This is a genomic window from Variovorax sp. 05N34, assembly GCF_056397405.1.
The window spans coordinates 951,719-962,297 of record NZ_JBFTNI010000002.1 but is presented as its reverse complement, the minus strand read 5'-3'; the positions used below and the strand labels follow the sequence as shown (position 1 = coordinate 962,297).

12 protein-coding genes and 1 pseudogene are annotated in these 10,579 nt (G+C 63.1%); 3 read left to right on the top strand and 10 right to left on the bottom strand.

Annotated features, from left to right (window positions below):
- The 10 genes and pseudogenes from AC1DMA_RS08940 to AC1DMA_RS08895 form a co-directional block, all read right to left on the bottom strand.
- A pseudogene (locus AC1DMA_RS08940) lies at positions 1–138 on the bottom strand (NAD(P)(+) transhydrogenase (Re/Si-specific) subunit alpha); the annotation flags it as partial.
- Positions 139–240: 102 nt separating this feature from the next.
- Positions 241–1,230 (bottom strand): isochorismatase family protein, encoded by a 990-nt coding sequence (locus AC1DMA_RS08935; RefSeq protein WP_478128032.1) that lies wholly within the window; start codon positions 1,228–1,230, stop codon positions 241–243.
- Positions 1,230–1,424 carry a 2-hydroxymuconate tautomerase gene (locus AC1DMA_RS08930; protein WP_478128033.1) on the bottom strand — a complete coding sequence of 65 codons (195 nt, stop codon included), beginning with the start codon at positions 1,422–1,424 and terminating at the stop codon, positions 1,230–1,232. The genes AC1DMA_RS08935 and AC1DMA_RS08930 overlap by 1 nt, the downstream gene beginning before the upstream one ends.
- A gap of 1 nt (position 1,425) precedes the next feature.
- Positions 1,426–2,100 carry a hypothetical protein gene (locus AC1DMA_RS08925; RefSeq protein WP_478143958.1) on the bottom strand — a complete coding sequence of 225 codons (675 nt, stop codon included), beginning with the start codon at positions 2,098–2,100 and terminating at the stop codon, positions 1,426–1,428.
- 2 nt (positions 2,101–2,102) lie between these two features.
- Positions 2,103–3,449 carry a dihydroorotase gene (locus tag AC1DMA_RS08920; RefSeq protein ID WP_478143957.1) on the bottom strand — a complete coding sequence of 449 codons (1,347 nt, stop codon included), beginning with the start codon at positions 3,447–3,449 and terminating at the stop codon, positions 2,103–2,105.
- Positions 3,446–4,336: a dipicolinate synthase subunit DpsA gene (locus AC1DMA_RS08915; protein ID WP_478128036.1), complete on the bottom strand. Its 891-nt coding sequence runs from the start codon at positions 4,334–4,336 to the stop codon at positions 3,446–3,448. Before AC1DMA_RS08915 ends, AC1DMA_RS08920 begins: the two co-directional genes overlap by 4 nt.
- Positions 4,333–5,421: an NAD/NADP octopine/nopaline dehydrogenase family protein gene (locus AC1DMA_RS08910; RefSeq protein ID WP_478128037.1), complete on the bottom strand. Its 1,089-nt coding sequence runs from the start codon at positions 5,419–5,421 to the stop codon at positions 4,333–4,335. The genes AC1DMA_RS08915 and AC1DMA_RS08910 overlap by 4 nt, the downstream gene beginning before the upstream one ends.
- Before the next feature lie 16 nt (positions 5,422–5,437).
- Positions 5,438–6,226 carry an ABC transporter ATP-binding protein gene (locus AC1DMA_RS08905; RefSeq protein WP_478128038.1) on the bottom strand — a complete coding sequence of 263 codons (789 nt, stop codon included), beginning with the start codon at positions 6,224–6,226 and terminating at the stop codon, positions 5,438–5,440.
- A gap of 25 nt (positions 6,227–6,251) precedes the next feature.
- A complete protein-coding gene (locus AC1DMA_RS08900; RefSeq protein WP_478128039.1) occupies positions 6,252–7,076 on the bottom strand; it encodes an ABC transporter permease in 825 nt (274 codons plus the stop codon).
- A gap of 13 nt (positions 7,077–7,089) precedes the next feature.
- Complete coding sequence (locus AC1DMA_RS08895) at positions 7,090–8,091, bottom strand: ABC transporter substrate-binding protein (RefSeq protein ID WP_478143956.1); 1,002 nt, start codon at positions 8,089–8,091, stop codon at positions 7,090–7,092.
- Positions 8,092–8,283: 192 nt separating this feature from the next.
- Here AC1DMA_RS08895 and AC1DMA_RS08890 point away from each other — a divergent pair, with 192 nt between their 5' ends.
- Genes AC1DMA_RS08890 through AC1DMA_RS08880 form a run of 3 tightly spaced genes read left to right on the top strand, consistent with a single transcriptional unit; the run spans position 8,284 to position 10,572 of the window.
- Positions 8,284–9,036, top strand: a complete 753-nt coding sequence (locus tag AC1DMA_RS08890; protein WP_478143955.1) for a GntR family transcriptional regulator — start codon at positions 8,284–8,286, stop codon at positions 9,034–9,036.
- A 22-nt stretch (positions 9,037–9,058) separates the two neighbouring features.
- Positions 9,059–9,529, top strand: a complete 471-nt coding sequence (locus tag AC1DMA_RS08885; RefSeq protein ID WP_478128042.1) for a RidA family protein — start codon at positions 9,059–9,061, stop codon at positions 9,527–9,529.
- A 2-nt stretch (positions 9,530–9,531) separates the two neighbouring features.
- Positions 9,532–10,572 carry a CobW family GTP-binding protein gene (locus AC1DMA_RS08880; RefSeq protein WP_478143954.1) on the top strand — a complete coding sequence of 347 codons (1,041 nt, stop codon included), beginning with the start codon at positions 9,532–9,534 and terminating at the stop codon, positions 10,570–10,572.
- The last annotated feature ends 7 nt before the right edge of the window (positions 10,573–10,579 follow it).

Sequence of the window (10,579 nt, the reverse complement as noted above, 5' to 3'; positions counted from 1 at the left end):
GGTCAGGCTCGCCGCCACCCCCGCACCCGATTGCACTCGCACGGTGTGGCCCTGCGCAACCAGCTTCTTGGCGGTCTCCGCAGTCACGGCCACTCTGGTCTCGCCTGGCACAGTTTCGGCCGGCACGCCTATCAGCATGGAGGTTCCTTGATGTCTTGAGACGAAACGACACACGGCGAAAGCGCCGTGTGTCGTCTATAGAGCGGGCGGATCGTCGCCTTCAGCAGGCGACGCGATCACTCAGGCGGCCGCGCCGACCTGATACAGCTCGACCCTGGTTCCGTCCGGATCGGTGACGTAAATAGTCAAGCCATAGGGGCCGTCGTGCAGATCCTGCTGAAACTCGACGTCAGACTTCTTCAGCCGATCGCGCAGCGCCCGAACATCGTTGACTTCAAAAGCCATATGGTCGATCTGCCGATGTGCCGGCGCACGTCCACCGACAATCGCGATCCCCTGGTGAAATGCAGTGAATGGCCGACCGTCGGCCAGCGGCTTTGCCGGACGAATGGAAAAACCGAGCTGGTTCACATAGAAAGCCGTGGAGCGCTCCACGTCCTGCACCATCAGCAGCATGTGCCCATAGCCGAGCGTGCGCGGTGAAGATTTCGAATCGATCCAGCCGCGCATTTCCTTGGAGTCGGAGAGCTCGCAGAAATACTGCTTCCAGACCCGTTTGGCCGTTTCCTCCCACTCTCCATTGACTCCGGAGATGCAGTCGTTCAGCGCGACGACATCGTAGTCGCGCAGGTAGGCCTCCCGGATGCTCGTCTCGACGCAGGCATTCGTCGTGGTTCCCGCCACGAACAGCGTCCGGGTTCCCAGCATCTTCAACATCATCTCGAGGCGGGTCTCGTAGAAGGCGCCGAAACGGTGTTTGCGGATGACATAGGAAGGATTGAAGGCGGCCAGCGGCTTCAACTCATCGACGATTTCCTCGTCCCAGCTGCCAGCGAGAGCGGAGACTTGCTTGCGCCGCGCGGTGTGGCCGGCCAGCTTCTTGCGGGCGCGGCTCGCGTCCACCGCGAAATGCTCCTGAACGGTCCATATGACCGGAATGCCTGCCGCCTGGCAATGCGGAATCAGTTCAGCGAGCGCGGGCACGATCGAAGAGAGACGCTTCGTATCGACGCCAGAGATGCCGAGTGTTCCCTTGTCGTGGACGAAGGCGTTCTGAAGATCGATGACCAGCAGTGCCGAGGAACGGGGGTCGAGTTCATCGAGATTCATCACTTTTCCTCCATGTCGATGCCGAGTACCCCGGCGCGTCCCCAACTGTCCTTGGGTGTGTCATGAATCACGACGTGAAGGTGCTCCGGCTTGCAACCTGCCTCGTCGACCATCGCCTTCGTGATGGCCCTGACGAGATTGCGTTTCTGGTCGACCGTGCGACCTTCCCAGAATTCGACGATGACGAATGGCATTTCACTGCTCCTTAGGTTGATTTCCCGCCCAGCGTGGGACAGGGGGTGAGAAGCCCGTGACGAAATCGTTGCCCGCACGGTCTTCGCCGCGCACGAGCCAGAGTGGCCGCACGGCATGGTTGATGAGGGGCTGTTCTTCCATGGCCACCCAGTTGGCCAAGGCGCGCCCGTCCCGCAGGAAGTTGCTGTCCGCTGGCATGTAGCGGATTACGTACAGAGGCTCATGTGGATCCAGCGGCGGCAAGCCGGTGGCGACACGACTCAGTTCGAGGCAGGTCAACGGCTGCGCGCGCTCCGGCGTCACGAGCACCACCGCGCCTGCCAGCGGCATGACGGGCCAGTACCGCCCTTCGCGACCTTCGCGCACGAAGCGCTGGTAAGAGGCTGCTTCGAGGTGAAGTTCGGAATCCCACAGCACGATGTCATGCCCGATCGCCGATTCCACCCGATCCACGATGGCCGGGTCCTCGCACAGGTCCAGGAAGCGCCAGGCATCGGTGAGCCCAGCAGCATGGCCCCAGGGGTTGTGGAGCCCCGACAGCCGCTCCAGTCGTGGGCGCGGCCGGAGCAGCAAAAGCTCCCGCACCGCTTCGTGCAGGTCTGCGATGCGTTCGGCCATGCTGCGAGAGCGTGGCGCCACGCCGCCGGTCGCGCTTTCGCGGAGCCCTGTTTCCATGGTCAAGAAGGATTGGAAAGACAGCGGCCGCGGCCGAAGAGGCTTTCGTCGACCTTGCCGTTCTCGTAGACCACCGCGCCTCGAGCCACGGTGAGCACTGGCCATCCCTTGAGCTTCCAGCCTTCGTAGATGCAGGTGCCTTTGCCGGTATGACGGACCGTACGCTCTTCATCGAGATCGACCAGCACGAGGTCCGCGTCGAAGCCCACCTCGATGTTGCCCTTGCGCGGCCACAGGCCGAAGCGGCGCGCCGGATTGGCCGAGTTGAGTTGGACCAGGCGCGACAGCGGCAAGCCGCGCTGATGAACGCCAAAGTGCAGCATCAGCGACAACTCCCACGGAAACGAGACGACGCCCGGCAGTTCGGACCAGAGGTCCTCAAGCTTCTTGGGCATGAAAGGAACGTGATCGGTGCCCAGGCTATAGACCGAGCCGTTCAGGACGCCTCGCCACAGGCCTTCCTGCTCTTCCTTGTCGCGCAGCGGCGGCGATATCTTGGCGCGCATGTCCAGATCGCTGTCATAGGCCGTGCGGGTGAGGTAGTGCTGGCAAGTCTCGACCGTGACGTGCACGCCGCGTGCCTGCGCTTCGGCAGCCAGTACGGGGCCCATGCCGACGGACGTGTGAACCAGGTGCAGAGAACAGCCGGTTCGTTCCGCAAGAAAGATCATTCGACGAATCGTTTCCACCTCGCAGAAGGCGGGACGGGATTCCGTGTACGCGCCGAGGTCCTGCCGACCCGTTGCCTTGATCTCGTTCTTCATCCAGGCGGCGATTTGTGTGTTCTCGCAGTGGACGTTGATGAGCGCGCCTGGAATCTTCGCCAGGATTCGCATCGCGGCATACACCCAGCCGTCGGTTGCTGGAACGATGCCGATCGGGTTGTCCGGCTCATAGCCGAAATAGCACTTGAACGAGCGCACGCCCGTCTTTGCGACGATCTCCGGGATCTCGGCAATATGCTCCTCGCGCTGAATGCCGAAGTGGAAGCCGAAGTCGATGATCGAGTTCTCTTCGCCGAGCGCCTTTCGTTCTTCATAGAACGGCAAGTACGAAGGCTTGAGATTGCGGATGTAGAGCAACGCCGTTGTCACGCCGCCCGACGCCGCTGCTGCTGTCTCGGTGCGCATGTCTTCCGCATAGGGATACTTCACGCCCAGGTGGCAATGCGGATCGATCACACCCGGCATCAGCACGCGGCCGCCGGCGTCAATCTCGCGATGACCTTTGGGCAAGGCGCTGTCGGCGCCGGTCAGGATGATCTTGCCGTCTTTCACGGCGACACCGCCGTGGAACTCTCCATCGTGGCGAACCACCCGTGCGTTGCGAATCACCAGGTCGGCGCTCATGCTTTCTCCTTCAAGATGTTGTCGATGCGACGCCGCACGCCGCTCCATTGGCTGCGGCCGACGGTGATGGGTGCGCGAGCTCCCAGTCCGCGGGCCCAGACGAACTTCAGCCCGAGCTCTTGCGCGGCATCGCGGTCGATGCCTCCGGGCGGCGCCGCCAGGTCGACGAGCAGTGCGTGCCTGGGCAAGGTCTCAAGCAACTCACGCCCGAGCACGCGGGCGGGCACGCTCGCGATGACGATGTCCGTGTCCGGAAGCACCTTTGCCAGATCGGACAGTTCGTGCGGCTCGGCGCCGGCGGCGTATGCCGCGGCGCGCTGCACTGGGTTGCGCGCAGCGACGTGAACATGCGCGCCCAGCCCCAACAGGGTGTGCGTGACGAGCGAACCGATCGTCCCCTGCCCCACCAGGCAAACCTTCGCCTTGTGGATCGTGATGTCGGTGTTCTCGATCAACACCTTGAGCATGCCTTCGACGATCGCGGGTCCGCGCAGGAGCATCAGGTCCTCGTCCCACTCATACTCATGCAGATTGATGCCGAGACCCTCGCAATGCGCCTTGAGCTTGGGGTCGGCCCATCCCAGGATGATGTGTCCGGGGCGGCGCATGCCGGTGAGCATGTCGCGGTCCGGAATGATGCGATCGGCACATTGGGGCGCGAAGAGCGCGCCGTCGGGGGCGATGCCCGGAATTGGAAAGAGCGCGATGTCGGCACCTTCCAGTGCCTCGCATGCGCTCGACGCGTGGCCGACGCCAGCGATGCCCTGCTCTGGCCACGGAAAGCCGAAGGCACGTACGTGGGCTCCGGCTGCAACCGCGCAGCGGGCGATCTCTTGTTCGCGACGATCGCCGCCGATGATCGCGATGACGACTTGATCCCAGTTCATGGCTGCCTCACATGTTGAAGAAGTTCGGACTTCGACAGGCCCGCGATGCCCATCGCGTCGGCGGTCCGGCCGCCCTTGCTGTAGTCGATACCGACCAGCGCCTGCGCCAGCGTGAACAGCGAACGAGCGACCGGCGTGGCCACCCCGGCGATCGCGGCGAGTTCGAGAAAGGGAAGCAGGCCGTGGCCGAAGTCTTCCCGGTAGTACCTGTGCTGCAGGGAGTCTGGGCCCTTGATTCGCTTGTTGGCCTCGCCGCCCGCTATGGCGGCCACGAAGTCTTGCGTATCCGTGACTGACGACTCGACCGTGCCGATCAGCTTCATCTCCTCTACGAGGTTCGGCAGGCGGTGGCCGAAGGCCGCGGCGACAGCCAGGCGTTCGTCGTCGAGCGCTCGCATGGTGCGCGCCACCCCTGGCGTCATGGCCTGAACGTAGAAGGTGAAGTCGCCATGCGTCGCCTCGACCCACGCCGCCGCCAGGACGGCGCCCGGTGGATGCAGCACGAGGTTGGCATTGGCGAGCGCAGAGGCGAGCACATCACCTACCGGTGAAGCACCGGGAAACAGTTGGCATGCGACAGCGAGCGCGGCCTCGCCGCCAGGCAGCGCCGCCGCACGCACCTGCCGCGCTCGGCCGGTCACCGTCACGCTGTCTGACTGGTACTTGCGAGCGACATACGTCAGCGTCGAGAACTCGGCGATCGGCGGCAGATCGGCACGAACACTTCGATAGGCATGCGCGAAGTCGAGCGCGCCGCCGGTGTGCCCGGGATTCAGAATCACCGGTCGATTGGCCGGCCAGCACGCAGCGGCGAGCGCGCGCGCAACCGGCGCGTGAGAGAAGGTCGGCAGCGTTACCACGGCCGCGTCGGCACCCTGGATGGCTTGCGCGAGATCCGCCGTGATCAGGGCTGGCCGCGCAATGCCTTGGCCCAGAACGCCCTCATAGCGCACTCCGCCCAGTGCCTGGAAAGGAGCGAGTGTTTCGGGAGATCGGTTCCAGAGAACCACTTCGTGACCGGCTTGCGCGAGTTCGGCCACGGCCGCGGCACCACCGGCGCCGGCGCCCAGTATGGAAACTTTCATTCTTGCCTCTGTCTGGTCAGTGCGCGACGAGCACGCCCTTGGCTTCGAACATCTCGCGCACCTGCCGCACATAGTGCTGAAAGGCGGGGTTCTCGTGGATGCCACTCCAGCGGCGCGGCCTCGGGATATCGACGGTGAGATCGAGATCCACGCGGCCCGGACGCGGCGACATCACGATTACGCGGTCTGCCAGAAACACCGCTTCGTCGATGCCGTGCGTGATGAACAACACCGTATTGCGCAGCCGCATCCACATGGTCTGCAGATCCATGATCATTTGCTCGCGCGTGAGCGCGTCGAGCGCGCCGAAGGGCTCGTCCATCAACAGCAGTCCGGGTTCCTGGATCAAGGCACGGCAGATCGCGACGCGTTGACGCATTCCGCCCGAAAGCTCGGAAGGAAACTTCTCCGCGAAGCCCTCGAGCCCGACCTGCGCCAACAGTTCGCGCGCACGATCGGCATAGGCCTTGCGGTCCAATCCCTTGATCTCGATCGGCAGCAAGATGTTGTCGACGATGCTGCGCCAATAGAGCAGCAAGTCGGACTGGAACACGACGCCCGCCTTGGGATGCGGTCGCAGGACGATGTCGCCATCGATGCCCAATCTGCCGGAGCTCACCGGCGTCAGGCCCGCGAGCAACGAGAGCAGCGTGCTCTTGCCGCATCCGCTGGGGCCGACGATCGCGACGAAGCTCCCGGGCTCGATGTCGAGATCGACGCGGTCGAGTGCGAGCACGTCGTCGCCCGCGCGCACCTCATACGATTTGGAGACACCTTCGATGGTGACTGCGGCTGCACTACTCATGGCGTGGACTCCCGGCGGATTTCCATCATTTGGCGCTTTCGCGGTGGAACGAAACCTTGCTCTCGACAAGTGCAAGGACGAAATAGAGCAGCACACCGATCAGGGAGATCGTGACGACGGTTGCGAAATTCAGCGTCGTGTCGAACTGCGAGTTGGCCTGGAGCTGCAGGTAGCCGAGACCACGCTCGGCGGCGATGTATTCGCCGATGATCGCGCCGATGACAGCCAGCGAGATCGCAACCTTGAGGCCACCGAAGATGCTCGGCAACGCCGCAGGTAGCCGAACCTTGAAGAAGGTCTGTGCCTCGCTGGCACCCATCGAGCGGACCATGTTGACCAAGCCTTTGTCGAGCGACTGCAGGCCCACCACGGTCGAGATCACGATGGGAAAGAACGAGATCAGGAAAGCCAGGCTGATCTTCGGCGCCCAGCCGTAGCCCAGGTAGAGCACCAGCAACGGCGCGAGCGCGATCTTGGGCACCGTCTGCAGCGCCACGAGAAGCGGGTAGACCGCGCGCTCGAAGACCTTCGAATAGAAGATCGCCAGCGCGAGTGGAATGCCGACCAGCACGCCAGAGAGAAAGCCGCCCAGCACTTCGAGCAAAGTGATGTATGAGTGTGTCGCGAGCAAGTTGAAGTCCGTCACCATTCGCTTGGCGATGGCGAGCGGCGTCGGCAGGACGAATTCGGAGAGGCCGGACAGCGGCACCGCGAGTTGCCAGATGACGAGGACGCCGATTGCAAGCAGGACTGAGGCGTAGCGCTCGACAAACCTGACGCGCGGCTGCTTCTTCTTCGTGCTTCGAGGGACGGGCATCGCGACGATTCCGGGGTGTTTCAGTTCAGTCATGGATCACCTTGGGTTACGGCTGGGTCAGCAGGTCGTTGGTGAAGAAGGCCTCAGCCGGCTTTGGCGCGCCGATGGCTTCGTCGGTCTTCAGCAGTTCGAGCGCCTGCACGATGGTTTGGGGGTCCGTCCACCCGAGTGGCTTCCCGGGCCGTGCGCTGATGGCGTCCATCGTCGCGCGCACCTGCACTTCGACAACCTCTGGGGAGGGGCCCCCCTTCCAGTTTTTCAAGATGGCGGCGGTGGCGGCCTTCGGGTCCTTTCGGGTCGCATCGATGCCCTGGTTCACCGCAACCAGATAGCGCTTGAGCACGTCCGGCTTCTTCGCAATCGTCGCGTCGCTCGATACAGCGGCCAACCCGGGAATAGCCAGGCCGTTTTGAGCCAGATCGAGCGACGGGAATTTGGTCCCGATGCGCGCCTCGATGATGGGGAGGTCGTTGTTCGTGTAGACGCTGACCACGTCGACCTGCTTCTGCAGGAATTGCGGCACGCGCGACTGCGCATCCATCTGGACCTTCTTCACCTTGGTGCAGTCGACGTGATTGACGGCGCAGAAGACAGCCAGATAGGACGTTCCTGTTTCCCCCACGGAGTGCGCCACGGTCTTGCCCTCGAGATCCTTCGGCTTGAGCACCGGTTTGTCGGGCTGCGAAATCAACACCACGGGCGTCTTCGGTTGGTACAAGGCAATGATCTTGACCGGCATGCCTTTCTGGATGGCCGAGACCGCAAAGATGGCCGGCATGATCACCACGTCCTCCTGGCCCTGCAGCAGGGCCCCCAGGGCGGCGGGTGCACCTGCGCCCTCACCCATCCGGACGTCGAGGTTGTGGGCTGCATACATTCCCTGCTCTTGCGCAAGGTACATGTGCGCGTATTCGCCCTTGAGTTTCCAACTGAACCGGACGTTGACGTCATCCGCGGCCCACGCGGCCGAAGTCAATGTGAGCGCCGCCGCAACGGCGGCGGCCCGAATGCCGGAAGTCAATGAACAAACCGAAAAGTGGGTGCGCATGAATTACCTGCCATAAGGTTGAGTGAGTGAACCGGGGCCGAAACTTGCGTGCGGGGCTGGCCGGGACTAGGGTGGCGATCTCATGTTTTTCTTCTGCTTTTCATATCTTGATCACGAAGTGTGATCACACATATAATCGCCAACAACCGGGTTAACCCGCACTGCCTCACAGAGAACATCAAAGAGAACGCCATGGAAAAGATTGCGAGCCGCCGTCAAGCAGATTCGGATACCGCGGAAGAGCCAAACAGGCGGGCGCGCGGCAGCGTCCCGGAAGAAGTCTTTCAGAGGCTGCGACGAGGATTGATGGTGGGCGCCTTCGTGCCAGGCCAAGTCATGAGCCTGCGAAAGTTGGCCGCCAGCTTCGGCACGAGTCCGATGCCGATTCGCGAGGCGCTGACGCGATTGGTCGTCATCAACGCGCTGGAGGACACTTCGAGCGGATCGGTCCGAGTGCCTCGGCTTACCCCAAAGAAGCTCAATGAGCTTTTCACCGTCAGGGAACTGATCGAAGGCCTTGCCACAGAGATGGCATGCCGCAATTGCACGCCCGCCTTGCTCAAGGCACTGACCGCCATCAACGGTGAGCTTCTCGATGCAATCGCCAAGCGCAATCTGATCGGCTGCCTGTCCTCGAACCAGCGCTTCCACTTCACCCTGTATGAGGCCGCCGGTAGCGAAGTGATCATGCCGCTCGTCGAGTCTCTTTGGTTGCAATTCGGGCCGACGATGTACCTGTCGCTGCTGTCGCCCGACATGCCGTGGGACGCATCGGCGCACGTCGAGATCCTTGAAGGCCTGCAGGCGAAGAAGCCTGCGATCGCCAAGCGTGGCGTTCTCCGCGACATTCGCAACACCGCGCAATCCCTCGCACCTGCGCTCGTTGAGCCCGACGCGGCAAGCCTGCTGTCCGCGCCGCTGGACGATCTGTATTTCGGCAACTGACTCCCAAGGACCAGGAAGAAACATGACTCAGCAAGGACACGACGCTCGTCTCGAACAACTCGGCATCGAGTTGCCCAACCCAGCCGCCCCCGCGGCCAACTACGTCCCGGCTCGCAAGAGTGGCTCGATGATCTACATCGCCGGTCAGGTACCCAGCGCTGGCGGCAAGGACCAGTACGTAGGCAAGGTCGGACGAGACGTGTCGATTGAAGACGCGCAGAAGGCGGCACGGTTGTGCGCCATCAACATCCTGGCGCAGTTGCGCACCGCTCTCGGCGGAAGCCTCGATCGCGTGGTGGGCTGCATACGATTGGGCGGCTTCGTCAACGCAACGCCGGAGTTTGGCGACCACCCAAAGGTCATCAACGGCGCTTCCGATCTGATGGTCGAAGTGTTCGGCGATGCGGGCCGGCACGCGCGAGCGGCGGTTGGCTGCAATTCGCTGCCGCGCAATGTGGCGGTCGAAGTGGACGCCATCTTCGAGATCGCCTGAACATGAGCCACGCCGGACTCGATCGCCGAGTGCCGATCCATGTGCTGACCGGCTTTCTCGGCAGTGGCAAGACGACTCTGTTGCGTCACTTGCTGGCTGATCCGGATCTGTCGGATACGGCGGTGGTCATCAACGAATTCGGCGAAGCAGGCCTGGACCATCTTCTCGTGCGGGAGGTTGCCGAAGACGTTGTGCTGCTCGGTTCAGGGTGCCTTTGCTGCTCTGTGCGCGACGACCTGGTGTCAACGCTGGCCGAGCTCAACGCCATGATGCGCACCGGCGACATCCCCGCCTTCGCGCGTGTTGTCGTGGAGACCACGGGCATGGCCGACCCCGCACCCATCATGCAAGCCGTTCTCAGCGAGCAAAGCCTGACGCCGTGGTTCCGGCTTGGGCAGGTCATCACCACGGTGGATGCCGTCAACGGCGACCAGACGCTGGTCCGCCATCGGGAAGCCCGGCAGCAGTTGGCGACCGCCGACCGGGTGATCCTGACCAAATCGGATCTGGTCGACGAGTCCGACTGCGCGGTGCTGCTCGAGAAGCTGCGGGCGACGAATCCGGGCGCCATCTTTGCCAGTGCCCGCAACGGCCGATTGCCGGCACGCGCGATCTTCGACGAATCTGAAGCGCAATGGCGGCGGTCCGGTCCGATCCTGCCAATGGCGGCCAAGGATGGACAGGACGGTGACGGTGACGCACCGCTGGGTCCGCTGATGGGCAGTCACGACGAGGCGATCCGGACGTTCACGGTCCAGCTGGAGCGCGAGGTGGAGTGGAGCGTCTTCGTCGATTGGCTCGAATTGCTGCTCGCGAACAGGGGCGATTCGATCCTGCGCGTGAAAGGCCTGCTCGGCGTGACGGACGACGAAAGGCCAGTGGTGGTACAGGGCGTGCAGCACGTCCTTTATCCATTGGACCGGCTGCCGACGTGGCCCGATGGCACAGCCTCGCCCGGATGGGTTGTCTTCATCGCACGCGATTTGACTGCCCGAGCCATCGAGAACTCAATTCGTTCGGTGTACGAATCGAGCCTCGTCTGACTGGTGC

Bases quoted from the DNA above. Each gene is read 5' to 3' on its own strand.
- AC1DMA_RS08935 (WP_478128032.1), bottom strand. From the start codon at position 1,230: ATGAATCTCGATGAACTCGACCCCCGTTCCTCGGCACTGCTGGTCATC.
- AC1DMA_RS08930 (WP_478128033.1), bottom strand. From the start codon at position 1,424: ATGCCATTCGTCATCGTCGAATTCTGGGAAGGTCGCACGGTCGACCAG.
- AC1DMA_RS08925 (WP_478143958.1), bottom strand. From the start codon at position 2,100: ATGGAAACAGGGCTCCGCGAAAGCGCGACCGGCGGCGTGGCGCCACGC.
- AC1DMA_RS08920 (WP_478143957.1), bottom strand. From the start codon at position 3,449: ATGAGCGCCGACCTGGTGATTCGCAACGCACGGGTGGTTCGCCACGAT.
- AC1DMA_RS08915 (WP_478128036.1), bottom strand. From the start codon at position 4,336: ATGAACTGGGATCAAGTCGTCATCGCGATCATCGGCGGCGATCGTCGC.
- AC1DMA_RS08910 (WP_478128037.1), bottom strand. From the start codon at position 5,421: ATGAAAGTTTCCATACTGGGCGCCGGCGCCGGTGGTGCCGCGGCCGTG.
- AC1DMA_RS08905 (WP_478128038.1), bottom strand. From the start codon at position 6,226: ATGAGTAGTGCAGCCGCAGTCACCATCGAAGGTGTCTCCAAATCGTAT.
- AC1DMA_RS08900 (WP_478128039.1), bottom strand. From the start codon at position 7,076: ATGACTGAACTGAAACACCCCGGAATCGTCGCGATGCCCGTCCCTCGA.
- AC1DMA_RS08895 (WP_478143956.1), bottom strand. From the start codon at position 8,091: ATGCGCACCCACTTTTCGGTTTGTTCATTGACTTCCGGCATTCGGGCC.
- AC1DMA_RS08890 (WP_478143955.1), top strand. From the start codon at position 8,284: ATGGAAAAGATTGCGAGCCGCCGTCAAGCAGATTCGGATACCGCGGAA.
- AC1DMA_RS08885 (WP_478128042.1), top strand. From the start codon at position 9,059: ATGACTCAGCAAGGACACGACGCTCGTCTCGAACAACTCGGCATCGAG.
- AC1DMA_RS08880 (WP_478143954.1), top strand. From the start codon at position 9,532: ATGAGCCACGCCGGACTCGATCGCCGAGTGCCGATCCATGTGCTGACC.